This window comes from Rhodoferax sp. (assembly GCF_039922535.1).
Classification (GTDB): domain Bacteria; phylum Pseudomonadota; class Gammaproteobacteria; order Burkholderiales; family Burkholderiaceae_C; genus Rhodoferax_B.
On record NZ_JBDTEM010000324.1, the window covers coordinates 1 to 16,573 of the forward strand.

General features: G+C 63.9%; 17 protein-coding genes and 1 pseudogene. 11 read left to right on the forward strand and 7 right to left on the reverse strand.

From position 1 onward, the window contains the following. A pseudogene (garD, locus tag ABI213_RS15470) lies at positions 1 to 698 on the forward strand (galactarate dehydratase); the annotation flags it as partial. Positions 699 to 715: 17 nt separating this feature from the next. Here the strand turns inward: garD and ABI213_RS15475 are convergent. Together ABI213_RS15475 and ABI213_RS15480 are read right to left on the reverse strand one after the other, a co-directional pair. Continuing rightward, positions 716 to 1,021, reverse strand: coding sequence for an NIPSNAP family protein (locus ABI213_RS15475; RefSeq protein WP_348007941.1), 306 nt, complete (start codon positions 1,019 to 1,021; stop codon positions 716 to 718). Positions 1,022 to 1,053: 32 nt separating this feature from the next. After that, complete coding sequence (locus ABI213_RS15480) at positions 1,054 to 1,866, reverse strand: M48 family metallopeptidase (RefSeq protein WP_348007940.1); 813 nt, start codon at positions 1,864 to 1,866, stop codon at positions 1,054 to 1,056. Between the two features lie 37 nt (positions 1,867 to 1,903). Here ABI213_RS15480 and ABI213_RS15485 point away from each other — a divergent pair, with 37 nt between their 5' ends. The 6 genes from ABI213_RS15485 (at position 1,904) to ABI213_RS15510 (ending at position 7,954) form a co-directional block, all read left to right on the forward strand. Then, positions 1,904 to 3,271, forward strand: coding sequence for an AmpG family muropeptide MFS transporter (locus ABI213_RS15485; protein ID WP_348007939.1), 1,368 nt, complete (start codon positions 1,904 to 1,906; stop codon positions 3,269 to 3,271). Positions 3,272 to 3,425: 154 nt separating this feature from the next. Next, complete coding sequence (locus tag ABI213_RS15490) at positions 3,426 to 4,142, forward strand: response regulator transcription factor (RefSeq protein WP_348007938.1); 717 nt, start codon at positions 3,426 to 3,428, stop codon at positions 4,140 to 4,142. Positions 4,143 to 4,223: 81 nt separating this feature from the next. Beyond that, entirely contained in the window at positions 4,224 to 5,510 is a 1,287-nt protein-coding gene (locus ABI213_RS15495) for a HAMP domain-containing sensor histidine kinase (protein ID WP_348007937.1), read from the forward strand. 92 nt (positions 5,511 to 5,602) lie between these two features. Next, positions 5,603 to 6,652 carry an L-glyceraldehyde 3-phosphate reductase gene (mgrA, locus tag ABI213_RS15500; protein ID WP_348007936.1) on the forward strand — a complete coding sequence of 350 codons (1,050 nt, stop codon included), beginning with the start codon at positions 5,603 to 5,605 and terminating at the stop codon, positions 6,650 to 6,652. 163 nt (positions 6,653 to 6,815) lie between these two features. Continuing rightward, positions 6,816 to 7,199: an antitoxin Xre/MbcA/ParS toxin-binding domain-containing protein gene (locus ABI213_RS15505; protein ID WP_348007935.1), complete on the forward strand. Its 384-nt coding sequence runs from the start codon at positions 6,816 to 6,818 to the stop codon at positions 7,197 to 7,199. Further along, positions 7,196 to 7,954 (forward strand): RES family NAD+ phosphorylase, encoded by a 759-nt coding sequence (locus ABI213_RS15510; protein ID WP_348007934.1) that lies wholly within the window; start codon positions 7,196 to 7,198, stop codon positions 7,952 to 7,954. Before ABI213_RS15505 ends, ABI213_RS15510 begins: the two co-directional genes overlap by 4 nt. A 14-nt stretch (positions 7,955 to 7,968) precedes the next feature. Here ABI213_RS15510 and ABI213_RS15515 read toward each other — a convergent pair whose 3' ends face one another. After that, positions 7,969 to 9,393, reverse strand: coding sequence for a protein adenylyltransferase SelO (locus ABI213_RS15515; RefSeq protein ID WP_348007933.1), 1,425 nt, complete (start codon positions 9,391 to 9,393; stop codon positions 7,969 to 7,971). 465 nt (positions 9,394 to 9,858) lie between these two features. Between ABI213_RS15515 and ABI213_RS15520 the strand changes: the two genes are divergently transcribed. Both ABI213_RS15520 and ABI213_RS15525 read left to right on the forward strand, forming a co-directional pair. Beyond that, a complete protein-coding gene (locus tag ABI213_RS15520; RefSeq protein WP_348007932.1) occupies positions 9,859 to 10,698 on the forward strand; it encodes a hypothetical protein in 840 nt (279 codons plus the stop codon). 646 nt (positions 10,699 to 11,344) lie between these two features. Beyond that, a complete protein-coding gene (locus ABI213_RS15525; protein WP_348007931.1) occupies positions 11,345 to 11,644 on the forward strand; it encodes a BrnA antitoxin family protein in 300 nt (99 codons plus the stop codon). A 208-nt stretch (positions 11,645 to 11,852) separates the two neighbouring features. Here the strand turns inward: ABI213_RS15525 and waaF are convergent, their stop codons facing one another. From waaF to ABI213_RS15545, 4 genes are all read right to left on the reverse strand, one after another. Further along, on the reverse strand, positions 11,853 to 12,896 hold the full coding sequence (gene waaF / locus ABI213_RS15530) for a lipopolysaccharide heptosyltransferase II (protein WP_348007930.1): 1,044 nt from the start codon (positions 12,894 to 12,896) through the stop codon (positions 11,853 to 11,855). Between the two features lie 2 nt (positions 12,897 to 12,898). Beyond that, positions 12,899 to 13,096 (reverse strand): zinc-finger domain-containing protein, encoded by a 198-nt coding sequence (locus tag ABI213_RS15535; protein ID WP_295952761.1) that lies wholly within the window; start codon positions 13,094 to 13,096, stop codon positions 12,899 to 12,901. Between the two features lie 2 nt (positions 13,097 to 13,098). Next, entirely contained in the window at positions 13,099 to 14,049 is a 951-nt protein-coding gene (locus ABI213_RS15540; protein ID WP_348027740.1) for a branched-chain amino acid transaminase, read from the reverse strand. A gap of 73 nt (positions 14,050 to 14,122) precedes the next feature. Beyond that, positions 14,123 to 14,923: a metallophosphoesterase family protein gene (locus ABI213_RS15545; protein ID WP_348005565.1), complete on the reverse strand. Its 801-nt coding sequence runs from the start codon at positions 14,921 to 14,923 to the stop codon at positions 14,123 to 14,125. A 193-nt stretch (positions 14,924 to 15,116) separates the two neighbouring features. On the opposite strand from ABI213_RS15545, the gene ABI213_RS15550 reads away from it, so the two are divergent. After that, positions 15,117 to 16,382 (forward strand): MFS transporter, encoded by a 1,266-nt coding sequence (locus ABI213_RS15550; RefSeq protein ID WP_348005566.1) that lies wholly within the window; start codon positions 15,117 to 15,119, stop codon positions 16,380 to 16,382. 98 nt (positions 16,383 to 16,480) lie between these two features. Beyond that, the coding region (locus ABI213_RS15555; RefSeq protein ID WP_348005567.1) for a helix-turn-helix domain-containing protein at positions 16,481 to 16,573 on the forward strand (93 nt) is incomplete at its 3' end.

Sequence of the window (16,573 nt, forward strand, 5' to 3'; positions counted from 1 at the left end):
ACGCGTTCTCGGGCGTAACCGCCAACCCCGCCGTCGGCTACTGCACCGACCTGCTGGTGCGCGCCGGGGCCAGCGTGATGTTTTCGGAAACCACCGAGGTGCGCGACGGCATCGACCAGCTCACCTCCCGCGCCAGCACGCCCGAAGTAGCCGAGGCGATGGTCCGCGAAATGGCCTGGTACGACGCGTACCTGCAGCGCGGCAAGGTCGACCGCAGCGCCAACACCACGCCTGGCAACAAAAAGGGCGGCCTGTCCAATATCGTCGAAAAAGCCATGGGCTCCATCGTCAAATCCGGCTCCGTGGCCATCACCGGCGTGTTGTCACCCGGCGAAAAGCTCAAGCAAAAAGGCCTGACCTACGCGGCCACCCCGGCCAGCGACTTCATCTGCGGCACGCTGCAGCTCGCCGCCGGCATGAACCTGCATGTCTTCACCACCGGCCGCGGCACGCCCTACGGCCTGGCCCAGGTGCCGGTCATCAAGGTTGCCACGCGCAGCGACCTGGCCCGCCGCTGGCACGACCTGATGGACGTGAACGCCGGCACCATTGCCGACGGCGACGCCACCATCGAAGACGTGGGCTGGGAGCTGTTCAAGCTGATGCTGGAAGTGGCCAGCGGCCGCAAAAAGACCTGGGCCGAGCACTGGAAGCTGCACAACGCTTTGGTGCTGTTCAACCCGGCGCCGGTGACCTGAGCCCGGCCCCGCCGGCTTCAGGCCAACACCGGCCGGAAAAAGCTGCGTTCATAGCTCAGGATGCAGCGGGTTTCCTCGGCATAGCGAAACGCGGCCTGGCAGGCCGGGTCTTGCAGGGACTCGGCGCGGTAGACCTCGTAGGCCGCCAGCGACGGGAAGGTAAACAAGGCCAGCGCAATATTGTTCGCGCCCTCCGACGGCAAAAAGTAGCCGTGGTGCTGGCCACCAAACTGTTCGACCAGCGGAATCCACAGCTTGCCGTAGAGCTCAAACTCGGCCAGCTTGTAGGGGTCGATCACATAACGCAAATAGCAGGTCACCATGGTGTCATCCGTGAATAGGTCAGGGGGGCCGTTCAGCTCTTTTTAGCCCGCTCGTACAGCGGCAGCACCCGGGGCAGGTTTTTCTGCATCTCGGCGATGCGGTTGCTGCCCGCCGGGTGGGTGCTGAGCCACTGGGGTGGCGCGCCTTTGTTCTGGGCCGCCATTTTTTGCCATAGGGTGATGCCGGCGCGCGGGTCGAAACCGGCGCGGGCGGCCAGCTCCAGGCCGACCAGATCGGCCTCGGTTTCGTCAGACCGGCTGAACTGCAGGCTTAGCAACTGCGCGCCGCCGCCGATCACCGTGTTGCCCAGGTCCCCGGCCCCCAGCAACTGGCTGAGCAGGTTGGCCCCCACGTTGGTAGCCATGGACTTGCCCATGCGTTCGCGGGCATGTTCGCGCAGCGCGTGGGCGATTTCGTGGCCCATTACCGCCGCTACCTCGTCGTCCGTGAGCTTGAGCGTGTCCAGAATGCCGGTGTAGAAAGCGATCTTGCCGCCGGGCATGCACCAGGCGTTGATCTGGTTGCTGCCGACCAGGTTGACCTGCCACTGCCAGTCTTTGGCGCGCGGGTTCCAGTCGGCGGCAAACGGAATGATGCGGGCGGCAATCCGGCGCAGGCGCAGCAGCTGCGGGTGGTTGGCCGGGGCCAGCGCCTGCTGCTGCTGGGCTTGCTGCAAGGTTTGCTGGTACTGCGTGCGGGCGGTTTGCTCAACCGACTCGGCCGACACCAGCTTGGAAAAAGCCGAATTGCCACTCACCTCGACGCCTTCACGCGCCCACGCCAGCGGGGCCGCCAACAAGGTAGCGCCCAACAGCCAGCCCCTCCACGTCACGCTTGCGCCCATTCCCGGTCCTCTTTAAGTCAGCACGTATTATTCCCGGATGACGCAAAACCGCTCCGCGAGCTCCGCAATCCCCCCCGCACTGCCAGAACAAGCCCCGCCCACCCGCTGGATCGACACCCTCAAGGTCTACAAGGAACCGGCCACGCTGCGCATGCTGTCGCTGGGCTTTTCGGCGGGCTTGCCGCTGCTGCTGGTGCTGGGCACGCTGGGCTTTTGGCTGCGCGAGGCGGGCATTGACCGCACCACCATTGGCTACCTGAGTTGGGTCGGCCTGGCCTACGGCTTCAAATGGGTCTGGGCTCCGCTGGTGGACCGTCTGCCGATTCCCGTGGTGACCCGCCTACTGGGGCGACGCCGCAGCTGGTTGCTGCTGGCGCAGGCGGCCATCATGCTGGGCCTGGTGGGCATGGCCAGCACCGACCCGCAGCTGGCCTTGAACCGCGTGGTCTGGTGCGCGCTGGCGGTGGCCTTTGGCTCGGCCACGCAGGACATTGCGCTGGATGCCTTCCGCATCGAATCGGCCAACACCGACCGCCAAGCGGCGCTGGCGGCGGCCTACCAGACCGGCTACCGGTTGGCGATGATCTGGGCCGGGGCCGGGGTGCTGTGGATTGCCGCGCGGGCCGAGGTGGCCGGTGTCACCGCCTACCAGCCGAGTGCCTGGCAAACCGCCTACCTGGTGATGGCCGCCAGCATGCTGGTCGGCGTGGTCACCGTGCTGGTGTCCAAAGAACCGGCGCGCATCGCCATGCCCGCCACCCGCAACGCCGCCGAGTGGCTGCGCAGCGTGTTGATCGAACCGTTTGCCGACTTTCTGCGCCGCTACAAAGGCCAGGCCGCGCTGATCCTGGCGCTGATTGCCCTGTACCGCATCAGCGACGTGGTGATGGGCATCATGGCGAATCCGTTTTACGTGGACATGGGCTACACCAAGGACGAAGTGGCCGCGGTAACCAAGATCTTCGGGGTCATCATGACGCTGGTGGGGGCCTTCATTGGCGGCGTGCTGTCGATGCGCCTGGGTGTGATGCGGGTGCTGATGCTGGGTGCCGTGCTGAGCTCGGCCACCAATTTGCTGTTTGCCTGGCTGGGCGGCCAGGGGCACAACCTGCAGGCCCTCATCTGGGTGGTGTCGGCCGACAACCTGGCCGGGGGCATTGCCTCGGCGGCCTTCATCGCCTACCTGAGCAGCCTGACCAATGTGCAGTATTCGGCCACGCAGTACGCGCTGTTCAGCTCGATGATGCTGCTGGCACCGAAGTGGTTGGCGGGGTTCTCGGGGCGGTTTGTAGATGCCTACGGCTACAGCCAGTTCTTCACCACGACGGCCCTGCTGGGGGTGCCGGTGTTGCTGCTGGTGGCGCTGGCATCAAGGATAAAAACGCGGCCAGCGCAGGCGGAATAAGCGCTAACAGCTCTCATTTCAGGAGCAAATCGATTGTAAAGTTTTTACGCAACTTTACAGTGGCTTTAACCAGGCTTGCTTCCAAAGGCGCACCATTGTCTTTACAAAGCGATTTACCTCCTGCAACCCCATTCCACGATTCGAGATTGACACCATGAGCGCACACCTGCTAATGATTGAAGACGACACCCGCCTAGCCGGTATGGTGGGCGAGTACCTGGGCCAGTCGGGCTTCACGGTGGCGCATTCACCCACCGCCAATGGCGGCCTGGGCATGCTGAACGGCCCGTCCACCACGGCCCGGCCCGAGCTGGTGATCCTTGACCTGATGCTGCCCGACATGGACGGCCTGGAAGTCTGCCGCCGCATCCGCACCACCTCGGGCGATGTGTCGCAGATTCCGATTTTGATGCTCACCGCAAAGGGCGACCCGCTGGACCGCATCATCGGCCTGGAGCTGGGTGCCGACGACTACCTGCCCAAACCCTTCGAGCCGCGCGAGCTGCTGGCCCGCATCCGCGCCATCCTGCGCCGCCGCATCGACGGCACGGCCACGCCGCACAAGGTGCTGCGCTTTGGCTCGCTGGAGATCGACCGCGACGCGCGCTCGGTGTCCGTCAGCGGCCAGGCCTGCGACCTGACCGCCTACCAGTTTGACCTGCTGGTCACACTGGCCGAACGCGCTGGCCGGGTGCTGACCCGCGACCAGATCATGGAAGCCGTGCGCGGCCGCGAGCTGGAAGCCTTTGACCGCAGCATCGACGTGCACATGGGCCGCATCCGCGCCGCCATCGAAGCCGACCCGAAGAACCCCCGCCGTATCGTCACGGTGCGCGGCGCAGGCTACGTCTTCGCCAAACAACAAGACTAGGCCTTTGGAACACCCCCAGGCTGCAGCGCTGCGCCTGCCCTGGGGCCAAGGGGTTCTGCGCTGATCCTTTAGCATTCTTCCATGCAACCTACCCTCCCAAATATGCTGCAGCGGCTGTACGTCCGCATCTGGCTGGCCGTGCTGCTGGCCGTGGCGGTGCTGACGCTGCTGGTGGGCTGGGCCTGGCGCATGGCGTCCGATCCACCGCTGCATGACGTGGTGATCCGTAACAAAGCCGGTCAAATCATCGGCAAAGGTACCTCGCGCCAGCTGCGCATCACCCCCGATGGCTTGCAGATCACGCCGTCCGCCGGCGGCTCCTCCGAGCCGGAAGCCGATGACCTGGCGGTACTGCCGCCCATGACAGGCGATGCCGATGCCCCCATCGTGCACGGCCCCGAATTCATCGTCCGTATGCAGGACGGCCAGCGGCTGCTGGTGCATTTGCCGCGGCCCGCACGCAACTGGTGGCTGCGCCCCCCGTTTGGCTTTTTCTGGACCTTGGGCCTGGTGGGCCTGGCGATGGCGCTGGCCATGTACCCCATCATCCGCCGCCTGACCCGGCGGCTCGAATCGCTGCAGCGCAGCGTGGAGCAATGGGGTGCGGGCGATTTGTCGGTGCGCGTGCCCATCCACGGGCAGGACGAAGCCGGTCTTCTGGCGCAGCGCTTCAACACCGCCGCCGAGCGCATTGAGACCCTGGTGGCCTCGCACAAAACCCTACTGCAGTCGCAAAAGTCGCTGCTGGCAAATGCCTCACACGAGCTGCGCAGCCCGCTCACCCGCATCCGCATGGGTATCGAGCTGATGGGCTCCAAGCCCTCGCCCACGTTTAAGAACGAAATCAACCGCAACATCACCGAACTCGACCAACTGGTCGAAGAAATCCTGTTGGCCAGCCGCCTGGATGCCAAAGAGGCCGACATGGGCACCATCGAAGAGGTCGATCTGATCGGTCTGGTGGCCGAAGAATGCGCCCGCATGGATGCCACGTTTGAAGTGGGCGAAGAGGGTGCCGAAGACCAGACCTTTGCCGTACAGGGCGTGGTCAAACTGCTGCGCCGCGCCATCCGCAACCTGCTGGAAAACGCCCGCCGCTACGGCACCGGTGCCATCAGCGTCAGCCTGCAACAGCAGGGTCAACACGCCGTGCTGCGCGTATTCGACCGCGGCCCCGGCGTGCCCGCCGCACTGCGCGAACGCATCTTCGAGCCGTTTTACCGCCTGCCCGGTGCCAGCGAAACCAACGGCGGTGTCGGCCTGGGCCTGGCCCTGGTCAAGTCGATTGCCGAGCGCCACGGCGGCACGGTGCGCTGCGAGGGGCGTGACGGTGGCGGCGCCTGTTTCGTGATCGAACTGCCTTGTTGATCCTGCGTAGGGGATAGTGCGGGCAACGTACGAATGGTGGCGTTCTTCCCTAGAATGCCTTCTCCACCTACAACACGCCGGAGACAAACCCCATGCCTTTCCATGCCGCAGCCGACCGCTACGCCGACAAAATGCAGTACCGCCGCACCGGGCGCAGCGGCCTGAAGCTGCCCGCCATCACCCTGGGCCTATGGCACAACTTTGGCGACACCACGCCCATGGCCACCCAGCGCGCCATGCTGACCACCGCCTTTGACCTGGGCATTACCCACTTCGATCTGGCCAACAACTACGGCCCGCCCTACGGCAGCGCAGAAAGCAACTTTGGCGAGCACATGCGCCGCGACTTCCGCCCCTACCGCGACGAGCTGGTGATCTCCAGCAAGGCCGGTTACGACATGTGGCCCGGCCCGTATGGCCAGGGTGGCGGCGGGCGCAAATACGTGCTGTCCAGCCTGGACCAGAGCCTCAAGCGCATGGACCTGGACTACGTCGACATTTTCTACTCGCACCGCTTTGACCCCGACACCCCACTGGAAGAAACCATGGGCGCACTGGCCACCGCCGTGCAACAGGGCAAGGCGCTGTATGTGGGCGTATCCAGCTACTCGGCCGGCAAGACCCGCGAAGCCGCCGCACTGCTCAAGCAAATGGGCGTGCCCTGCCTGATCCACCAGCCGTCCTACAGCCTGATGAACCGCTGGATCGAAGAAGACCTGCTCAACGCGCTGGAAGAAAACGGCATGGGCTGCATCGCCTTCAGCGCGCTGGCCCAGGGCCTGCTGACCAACAAGTACCTGAACGGCATTCCCGCCAACGCCCGCATCAACCAGCCCGGTGGCGGCTCGTTCAAGACCGAGCACCTGAGCCCGAAGAACCTGGCCCACGTCGGCGCGCTGAACGAGATGGCCCTGGCCCGCGGCCAAAGCCTGGCGCAGATGGCCATCGCCTGGGTGCTGCGCGACCCGCGCATGACCAGCGCCCTGATCGGTGCCAGCCGCCCCGAGCAAATCGTGGAACTGGTGGGTGCGCTGCAAAAACTCGACTTCACGGCAGAGGAACTGACCGCCATCGACCAGCACGCGGTGGACGGCGGCATCAACCTGTGGAAGCGGCCTTCGACCGACCAGCAGCTGGCCTGAGTACGCGCGGAAATTTAAGGAAAATAGGCCCCTGGCGCAGATTGCACCTGCGCTGGTAGCTACTAAATATGCAGCAAGCGTGCGCCAGGCGGCGTGGCCAAAGCAAAGCTTGCAAATTGCATAATTTATTGATATTCTTTCAGGAGAAACTCTTGGAACTGCGATGTCTGTCCCTGCGCCTGCCCCGACCAACCCGCCTGACCCTGGCATTGTGCTGGCCAAAGCCACGCTGAAAGCCGCCACCCTGCTGGGCTTGACGGGCACGGTGCTGGGCAAGGTGCTGGGCCTGAGCGAGGCCTCCATCTCGCGCATCGGCATGGGCGGGCGGCCTCTGCATCCGCACAGCAAAGAAGGCGAATTGGCCGCGCTGCTGGTGCGTAGCTTTAGCGCGTTGGACGCGATGGTCGGCAACGACCCGCAGCGCCGCCTCGCCTGGCTGACCAGCCACAACAAGGCCTTGAACGGCACCCCCAAAGAGCTGCTGCAAAGCGTGCAAGGCCTGGTCCAGGTGACCGCGTATCTGGACAGCATGCGGACCAAAATATGAGCCTGGCGGAGATCGACACGGCGGATATAGGCCCGGTGCATATCGACCCCGACTGGATCACCCAGTCGCTGGCGGAGCACGAGCATGGTTTGGAAAGCGATGTCTGGCGCGCGGTGGACAGCCTGGATGCCGTCGCCACGCTGCGGCTGGTGGACACGCTGGACGAGCTGCTGCTGCTGGAACAAATTCTGGCCGACAGCCTGCCCCCCTTGCCGCCCGACACCACAAATCTGCACCCTTTGCTGAGCACGCCGTTTCGCTTCACCGCGCCCTACCCGTCGCGCTTTCGGCCCGCGCAGTCACCGGGGATCTGGTACGGGGCCGACTCCCCCGAGGCGGCCTGCGCCGAAGTCGGCTACTGGCGTTGGCGCTTCCTGATGGACAGCGAAGGCCTGCAGCAGTGCGCGTTAGTGGGCACTTACGCCCTGTTCCACGCTGTGGTAGCGGGCCACTGCCTGAACCTGGAGAACCCGCCCTGGAGCGACCTGGCCGCGCAGTGGAGCCACCCCAGCGACATCGGCACCTGCCAGGCGCTGGCCGACCTGGCGCTGGCCCCGGCCACGCCGACGCAATGGATACGCTACCCCTCGGCGCGCAGCCCAGGCGCGTATTGCGCCGCCGTGTTCGACCCGCAAGCCCTGACCATGGTGGAACCGCACGCCCAGGAAACCTGGGTTATCAAAATCAGCGCCCAGCGTCTGGTCTTCAGCCATGCGCAGCAACGACTGGCCGTAGAGACGGACGGCTGGGTTTAGCCCAAACAGCCGCTTCAGGTGCCGCAAAACGTCTGGTAGCCCGCCGCCGCCTCCGGTGTGGCGGGCAGCGCGTAAGCCGCCGCGTCGGGCTGCGCATCGAACGGATGCTGCAACAGCGCCAGCAGCCGCTGGAACGGCGCGTAGTCGGCGCGGCGCACAGCCGCTTCCAGCGCGGCTTCGACCTGGTGGTTGCGCGGGATGTAGACCGGGTTGGCTTGGTTTGACACGACGGGCTGGCGGGCCTGCCAGCGCACGGCCCAGGTGTCGAAATCGGCCCGATTGGCGAACAGATCGCGGCTGCTGCCATCGGCCAAGCCGCGAAAAGCCAAGGTGAAGTCCACCGCCTGTGCCTGCAGCAGGGCCAGGAAATCGTTGACCAGCGCCAGATCACCGTCCTGCGCGGTGGTCAAACCCAGCTTGCGGCGCATGCCGTCCAGCCAGTGCTGCTGGTAGCGGGCGGGAAAGGCTTCCAACACCTCGGTCACCAGGGCCACGGCGCGGTCGCTGTCGGCATCCACCAGCGGCAGCAGGGTTTCGGCCAGCCGAGCCAGGTTCCACTGGGCGATGCCGGGCTGCTTGGCGTAGGCGTAGCGGCCCTGGGTGTCGATGGAGCTGAACACGGTGGCCGGGTCGTACGCATCCATGAAGGCGCAGGGGCCGTAGTCGATGGTCTCGCCCGACAGGGTCATGTTGTCGGTATTCATCACCCCATGGATAAAGCCCACGCACATCCAGCGCGCCACCAGCGCGGCCTGCCGCTCGCACACCGCCTGGAACAGCGCCAGGGTGGGGTTAGCCGCGTCTTTGGCCTCGGGATAGTGCCGGGCGATCACGTAATCCAGCAGTTGCTGCACCTTGGCCGTGTCGCCCTGCGCGGCAAAAAACTGGAAAGTACCCACGCGGATGTGGCTGGCGGCCACGCGGGCCAGCACCGCGCCAGGCGGCGCACCGTCGCGGCGGACCCGTTCGCCCGTGATCACCGCCGCCAGCGCGCGGGTGGTGGGCACGCCCAGGGCGTGCATGGCCTCGCCCATCAGGTATTCGCGCAGCACCGGCCCCAGCGCCGCCTTGCCGTCACCCCCGCGCGAAAACGGCGTGCGCCCCGAGCCTTTGAGGGCAATATCGCGCCGTTGGCCATGCACGTCGATCACCTCGCCCAGCAGCAGTGCCCGGCCATCGCCCAACTGCGGCGAATAGCCGCCAAACTGGTGGCCCGCATAGACCTGGGCCAGCGGCTCTGCGCCGTCGGGCACAGTATTCCCCGCAAAGATGGCCGCGCCCTCGGGCGAATCCAGCGCGGTGGCATCCAGCCCCAGCTCGGTCGCCAGCGCGTGGTTGAGCTGGACCAGGGCCGGTTGCGGCACCTGCGCCGGCTGCCAGGGGGCGTAGAAGTCGGGGAGTTCGCGGGCATAGGTGTTGTCGAAATGGAAGGTAGGCATGGTGGGGGTTGTAACCTAGATTTAGCGCGGGGGTGCGGGGGTGAGGGAACCAGGGGACGGGCCCAGCGCGATCACACTACAAGCACTATCAATAACGCAGCAGTTAACGCAATTCCTAACTGCGCTGATAGCATTTTTGGCTATGCGGATGGCGTTTTTTTTGGGGTTAAATCACACGCTCCGTTGCAGGCTTTTTGACATCTTGAAGCCGCAAACCACCTGCACTTCAAGCTATATAGTGCATCCAACCAACCCGTTCGCGTACCCTTGCGGACAGCGAGCGGACACCAAAGGACGGGCACCGGCTTTCATGGAAAATTTATACCTAATTTTTCATACAGCAATCATGCCAAGAAGCCAGTCTACAAGAGGCTCACAGAGTTTTTATAAAAAAAATGTCTCGTCAAGCTCCGGATGTATAGACCGGGGTTTGCGGTCTATATTGCGTTAGGCATTCGAATAGCTATGGCCCGACTCCCCATCCGAAAAGAAGCGCTTCGAGACCTTGCGATCAGGTCTAAAAATAAGTGTGCGTTCCCTGGTTGCGACCAACCAATTCTTAATCTGAGTGGGGTCTACATCGCAGAGCTGTGCCACATAGAAGCAGCGGAACCCGGTGGCCAGCGCTTCAATCCGGCGCAGTCAGACGAGGAACGCCGCGCGCCAGCGAATCTCTTGTTTCTATGCCACCAGCATCACAAGGAAACCGATGATGAGGTTTCCTACTCGGTGGCGCGACTTCGCGAAATGAAGCAAGCCCACGAAGCACTTCCAGAAGTTGTATTTAACTCCGCTTTGCTATTGACTCGAATCGAAGAGGTACTCGCCGAGCAGGCAGCAATTCGAAAGATTCTGGCGCCGGAGACTCAAGCTCCTTCAGGTGGCACATATTCACTCATCGGCCCTGAACTTCAAGATGCTTGGAGCCCCGATGTCGGGCGCTTCTACGAAACCCGGACCGGCCCGAAAACGAAGTTCAAATACATGATGCGCGACGGTTGGCTTCACATCGAACAGCAACTTGAAGATGGGGCCATTGCTTACTACGAGGTAAACGAGGCTGGGGCTGTCAGAAACTCGCGGTTACCCTATCCGATCGACGAGTACCGCGTGCTCATTCCCGAGGAACTCGTTCTCAGCACGGAGAGAGTAGCTTCTAGCGTCGGCACCCATGCGATAAAAACCACCCTCAAATGGTCTAAGGGCACAGTCACTCAGCACTTCGCCGGAAATCTGCTGGTAAGCATCGACTGTGGCACACGATGCAACATCGACCAAAACGCAAGAACCATTACCGTTCTGTAGCGCGCGAATGACTAGCGGCGCTGGAGTGAAAGTCCTTACTTTTGCCCTCCCAGCTAAAAATACCCACTTACACAGTTGAAAATTTATTCGTCAAATATGCCGCCGCAGCTTATTTGACAGGTGCAGACAGCTATTCAAAATATAGCAATTCATTCCTTTTCCCAATCCACGTCACCAGTCGGCGCACCGTCTATAGCGATTGCGTCGTCTAATTACAGTAGCTACAATAATGTATGCGGATTGAATTCGACCCGGCCAAAAACGCATCCAATCTGGAGAAGCAGGGCTGTCACTTGCGATGGCGTCTGAACTGGATTGGGACGACGCGTTGGTCTGGGTGGATGGTCGATACGCGTATGGCGAAGTGCGGATGATCGCGCTTGCACCGGCTACGGGGATCTAGTACCAGTGTGGTGTTGCATGCTTGATGGAACCAATAAAACCGATGGATTTTTGCCCAGGCTTAGGCGCAAACCACAGCCATAGCTCCGCTATGGCGCGGATTTGCAACGACAGCATGGGTGAAAAGACGCGGTTTTATGTTCCAGATAGCGTGCAACACCACACTAGGTGGCCTTCACGGACCGTGATGGTGTCCGCCGGGTCATCAGCATGCGCCGGGCCAATCGACGTGAGGTAAAGCACTATGTTGAAAACTTCTAAGCGGGTAGCCATCGCCATGCCGACGGTGGACGAAGACCGCGCCATCACGGCTGCAGCCAAGGCCGATCCTGATGCGCTGCCACTGACACCCAGACAGTTGCAGGCCATGGTTCCGCTGAAGTCGGTACGCGGTCGGCCCAAGTCAGAAAAGAAAAAGCTGTTGGTGTCTGTACGCTACAGCCCGGAGGTTGTCGCGTACTTCAAATCAACGGGCGAAGGCTGGCAGTCACGGATGGACGGCGTGCTGCAGCAGTACGTTGCCAGCCATTCCCGCAGGGCGTGATGCCGCGGGCGTTGGGGGCAGGTCTGGTTTCTTGCATTACTAGCAAAAAATTACCTATCAAATAGGCCGTTGCCGCTTATTTAACGAGCGGAGGAAGCTATATAAAATATAGCAAGTCCCCACATTTCTAAATCCGCATTTCCACGCGAAACAGAAAGATTGCGCCAGGGGGCCAACCTGCCCCGAGCGATGTCCTAGCCACCCGCCATCAGGCCAGCGCCGCCAGCACCCGTTGCGGTGTCACGTCCACCAAACAACGGGTATGGCCCAGCGGGCAGTCGCGCTGGTAGCAGGGCGCGCAGTCCAGCGGCGGCTGGTAGCTGGCATCGGTTTTGAGCCATAACACTTGCGCTTTGTCGTTCAACGGCGGGGTGTGCAGCGGGCTGCTGGAGCCGTAGACGGCGGCCTGGGGTACGCCGAAGGCGGCGGCCACGTGCATCAGGCCGGAGTCGTTGCTTACTACGAATTTGGTAGCTGCTATCGCAGACAGTGCCTGCGCCAGCGTCGTTTTTCCTGCAAAGTTCAGCGCCCAGCCGGGGCGGGCGGCGTTGACCGGCGCGGCGATGTCTTCGCACAGTTCCCGCTCTTTGCCGGAGCCTAGCAACACCACCGGCACGTCCAGCTGCTGGGCCAGGGCGGCGAAGTGGGCGGCGGGCCAGCGCTTGGCGGGGCCGTATTCGGCCCCCGGCGCAAACACCGCGTAGCCGCCCGGCTGCAGGCCCAAGTCGGACAAGGACTGCGCGACGACGCGCGGGTCCATTTGCAAGCGGGGGCGGTCGCTGTCCAGGCCGGTTTCACCGCTGAGCGCGGAATAAAACGCCACCATCGGCGGGCGGTTGTCGCGCGGCGGGTTATTCAGCCGCTGGGTCAGCAGGCCGATGCGGGCTTCACCCAAGTAACCGACCCGCCGGGGGATGCGCGCCAGAAACGGAATCAGCGCACTTTTCAGCGAATTGGGCAGCACGTAGGCCGCGTCAAACCGGCCTTTGAGTTGCGCGGCCATGGCCCAGCGTGCCTGCCATTGCAGGCCGCCGTGCTGGAAGGGGAAGTCGATCACCTCGGCCACCTGCGGCATGGCGCGGTACACCGGGGCCACCCAGGGCAGCGCGCCCACGGTGAGCCGCTCGCCACGCGCCTGCAGGCGGCGCATCAGCGGCTCGGTCATCACCGCGTCGCCGATCCACTGGGGCGCGATGATTAATGACTCCCCCCCGAAGCGGCCTGCGGCGGCCTGGCCTGAGCCGACAGGCACGTCTAGTGGCCACCGCCGAAATGCTCACCGGCCTTCAGCGCGTAGACCGTGCCGCAGTAGGGGCACTTGGCTTCGCCCGTGTGGGCCACGTCCAGGTAGACCTTGGGGTGGCTGTTCCACAGGGCCATGTGGGCTTTTTGGCTGGGACAAAACACGCCGCCTTGGGCGTTCAGGTCTTTGGCTAGGAGTTCAATCGACATGTTCAGACTTTCGTTAGCCAGTGGGCGTATTTAGGGTTGCGGCCGTTGACGATATCAAAGAAGGCCGACTGGATTTTTTCGGTGATCGGACCACGGCGGCCGATGTAGTCGTCGCGGCCGAGTTCGATGCGGTCGAGCTCGCGGATGGGCGTGACTTCGGCGGCGGTGCCGGTGAAGAAGGCTTCGTCGGCAATGTAGACCTCGTCGCGGGTGATGCGCTTTTGCACCACTTCCAGGCCCAGGTCTTTGCAGATGTGGAACACGGTGTTGCGGGTGATGCCGTTCAACGCACCAGCCGACAGATCCGGGGTGTAGACCACGCCGCCCTTGACCACAAACAGGTTTTCGCCCGCGCCTTCGCTGACAAAGCCGTTGGCGTCCAGCAGCATGGCTTCGTCGTAGCCGTCGTCGGTGGCTTCCATGTTGGCCAGGATGGAGTTGGTGTAGTTGCTCACCGCCTTGGCCTGGGTCATGGTGATGTTGACGTGGTGGCGGGTGTAGCTACTGATCTTCACGCGGATACCGCGCTGCATGCCTTCTTCGCCCAGGTAGGCACCCCAGGGCCAGGCGGCGACCATCAGGTGGATGGTGTTGCCCTTGGGCGATACGCCCAGCTTCTTGTCACCCACCCAGGTCAGGGGGCGCAGGTAACCGCTTTCCAGCTTGTTTTCGCGGATCACGGCGCATTGCGCGTCGTTCACCTCTTGCTGGGTGAACGGGATCTGCATGCGCAGGATTTTGGCGCTGTTGAACAGGCGTTCGGTGTGCTCTTGCAGGCGGAAGATGGCCGGGCCGTGGACCGTGTTGTAGGCCCGCACGCCTTCAAACGCGCCGCAACCGTAGTGCAGGGTGTGCGTCAACACGTGGATCTTGGCATCGCGCCACTCGACCATCTGGCCGTCCATCCAGATTTTGCCGTCGCGGTCTGACATCGAAGGGGGTAGCGGGGACATTGCGGTTCCTTGGGCGTTGTGGGGAGTTTGAAGCGTCAATTTTACGGGCTTGTCCGGTGACAAACCGGCCTGGTCAACCCGCCATGCGCCCGGTACGCAAGGCGATGGCCCAATCGGGTCGCTGGCGCTGCTCGGCCAGACGGGCCATGGGCTCGGCGTTGTAGGGCACGCAGCGCAATTCCACCTGCCAGCCGCCCGCCACGGCCCACACCAAGGCATAGCGCGCGTGCGGGCTGCCGGTTTCGATGTGGTGCAGGTGCGGGTGCACGTCGTCATAGGCCTGCAGGCCCACGCTGCCGGGGTTGACCACCACGATGGGCCGGCCCGCACGGGCCGAATCGGCGGGGGCCTGCAGCGTGACCACGCGCGGCACATGGGTGTGGCCGCACAGAATCAGGCTGGCGCGCTGGCGGTGTTCGCCCGCGCCCAGGCGCTGCAGCACCTCGGCCGAACTGGCCGCCCGCACGCCGGACGAGCCCTGTTGCCCAAAGTCGCTGGTCACGGTTTCCAACCAATATTCCAGGTCGTTGTGGGGTGTGCCGTGGCAGGCAAACACCTCGTCCAAAAGCCAGGCCGTGGGCGGCGCGGTCGCCAGCCAGGCGCGGTGGCTGGCGTTGATCTCGCGGGCGGTGCAGGCGTCGCTGGGGATTAGGCGCTCGGTGGGCCAGGTGATGAGCTGGCGGTCGTGGTTGCCCGCAATCATGGGGATGCCACGCTGCATGAGCAGGTCGGCCGTGCGGGCCGACTCCAGCGGGCCACCCAGCGTGTCCCCACAGTTGAAGATGGTGTCCACGCCCTCGCGGGCGATGTCGGCCAGCACGGCTTGCAGGGCGGGCAGGTTGCCGTGGATGTCGGAAATGGCGGCGATTTTCATAAGCTGCATTGCACACCAAATGCAGGGATGGACGCCAACGGAAAAATAGCTTACTGCAAAATAAATAGCTGCCCGCGCAGGTACTGATTGCGCTAGCGGCCTATTTGGCTTGTAAATGGGTCACGCGAACCACGGTGGCGGCTATCGCCAATCGGCAGCAATGGCAGCGGAGCCGCCCCCTAAAATTTTCGGCATGTCCACCTCTTCCCTCCTGGCTCCGCCCATCGACCCCGCCGAAGCGGAATTCCCCCACTGGCAGCGCAACCTGTATGTCTGCCTGTTCGGCTCCTTCACCACCGGGGTAGCGATGACGCTGCTGCTGCCGTTTTTGCCGCTGTACCTGGAGCAACTGGGCGTGCAGGGCCACGCGGCGCTGGCGCAGTGGTCGGGTGCGGCGTTTGCCGCCACCTTTCTCAGCGCCGGGCTGGCCGCTCCGCTGTGGGGCCGCATGGCCGACCGCTATGGACGCAAGCTGATGTTGGTTCGGGCCAGCCTGGGCATGGCCATCACCATGGCGCTGATCGGCGTGGTGGCCACCGCCTGGCAACTGGTGGGGCTGCGGCTGCTGGCCGGGCTGGTGGGCGGCTACGCATCGGGGTCGATGGTGCTGGTGGCCACGCAAACGCCCAAGGCGCGCACCGGCTGGGCGCTGGGCACGCTGTCGTCCGGCTTCATGGCGGGCAACCTGCTGGGGCCGCTGGTGGGCGGCAGCCTGCCGCCGCTGATCGGCATCCGCGCCACCTTTTTTCTGGCCGGTGGGGTGATCTTCATCGCCTTTCTGGCCACCTGTTTTTTGATCAAGGAACAGCGCCCAATACGCCAGGTACGCCCGGCCACCGCCGCTGGCGACCAGCCCCCGCGCGCCAGCCTGTGGGCGCAGATTCCCGACCGCCGCCCGGTGCTGGCGATGCTGCTCACCGGGCTGCTGATGACGCTGGCGCACATGTCAGTAGAGCCCATCATCACCGTCTACATTGCGCAGCTGCTGTCGCCCGACGGGCAAGTCACCTGGTATGCCGGGCTGGCGATGTCGGCGGGCGCGCTGGGCAATATCGTGGCCGCCCCGCGCCTGGGCCAGCTGGCCGACCGCGTGGGCTACCACCGCGTGATCGTCGGCTGCCTGCTGGCTGCGGCGGTGCTGCTGGTGCCGCAGGCCTTTGTAACCGATGTGTGGCAGCTCATCGTGCTGCGGCTGCTGATGGGCGCAGCCCTGGCCGGGCTGCTGCCCAGCATCACCAGCGTGATCCGCCACAGCGTACCTGCGGCGGTAGCGGGCGGCATGCTGGGCTACGCCACCTCGTCGCAGTACGCCGGACAGGTGGCCGGGCCGCTGCTGGGCGGGCTGGTGGGTGGGCACATCGGCATGCGGGCGGTGTTCTTGGCGACCAGCGCGCTGATGGTGCTGGGGGCGGTGGTGGCGGGACGGGCAGGACGTGCGGGGCGGAGGGCAAGCATTTAGAAGCCGCGGATTCAAGAACAAAGTGCACCGATAAAAAGCAGGTGGGTCAAGGGCGAATAGGATACGAGCCCTCCGACCTGCCAGTCTAAAAAAGCACGATGCACTACACACACTTGACCCAAGACGAACGATACCAAATTGCCGTCCTTCGCCACCAAGGCCTGAGCTGCGCGCACATCGCCCGAGAGCTT

Excerpts from the sequence above, each read along its gene's own strand:
- ABI213_RS15475 (WP_348007941.1), bottom strand. The coding sequence starts at position 1,021 with ATGGTGACCTGCTATTTGCGTTATGTGATCGACCCCTACAAGCTGGCC.
- ABI213_RS15480 (WP_348007940.1), bottom strand. The coding sequence starts at position 1,866 with ATGGGCGCAAGCGTGACGTGGAGGGGCTGGCTGTTGGGCGCTACCTTG.
- ABI213_RS15485 (WP_348007939.1), top strand. The coding sequence starts at position 1,904 with ATGACGCAAAACCGCTCCGCGAGCTCCGCAATCCCCCCCGCACTGCCA.
- ABI213_RS15490 (WP_348007938.1), top strand. The coding sequence starts at position 3,426 with ATGAGCGCACACCTGCTAATGATTGAAGACGACACCCGCCTAGCCGGT.
- ABI213_RS15495 (WP_348007937.1), top strand. The coding sequence starts at position 4,224 with ATGCAACCTACCCTCCCAAATATGCTGCAGCGGCTGTACGTCCGCATC.
- mgrA (WP_348007936.1), top strand. The coding sequence starts at position 5,603 with ATGCCTTTCCATGCCGCAGCCGACCGCTACGCCGACAAAATGCAGTAC.
- ABI213_RS15505 (WP_348007935.1), top strand. The coding sequence starts at position 6,816 with ATGTCTGTCCCTGCGCCTGCCCCGACCAACCCGCCTGACCCTGGCATT.
- ABI213_RS15510 (WP_348007934.1), top strand. The coding sequence starts at position 7,196 with ATGAGCCTGGCGGAGATCGACACGGCGGATATAGGCCCGGTGCATATC.
- ABI213_RS15515 (WP_348007933.1), bottom strand. The coding sequence starts at position 9,393 with ATGCCTACCTTCCATTTCGACAACACCTATGCCCGCGAACTCCCCGAC.
- ABI213_RS15520 (WP_348007932.1), top strand. The coding sequence starts at position 9,859 with ATGGCCCGACTCCCCATCCGAAAAGAAGCGCTTCGAGACCTTGCGATC.
- ABI213_RS15525 (WP_348007931.1), top strand. The coding sequence starts at position 11,345 with ATGTTGAAAACTTCTAAGCGGGTAGCCATCGCCATGCCGACGGTGGAC.
- ABI213_RS15535 (WP_295952761.1), bottom strand. The coding sequence starts at position 13,096 with ATGTCGATTGAACTCCTAGCCAAAGACCTGAACGCCCAAGGCGGCGTG.
- ABI213_RS15540 (WP_348027740.1), bottom strand. The coding sequence starts at position 14,049 with ATGTCCCCGCTACCCCCTTCGATGTCAGACCGCGACGGCAAAATCTGG.
- ABI213_RS15545 (WP_348005565.1), bottom strand. The coding sequence starts at position 14,923 with ATGAAAATCGCCGCCATTTCCGACATCCACGGCAACCTGCCCGCCCTG.
- ABI213_RS15550 (WP_348005566.1), top strand. The coding sequence starts at position 15,117 with ATGTCCACCTCTTCCCTCCTGGCTCCGCCCATCGACCCCGCCGAAGCG.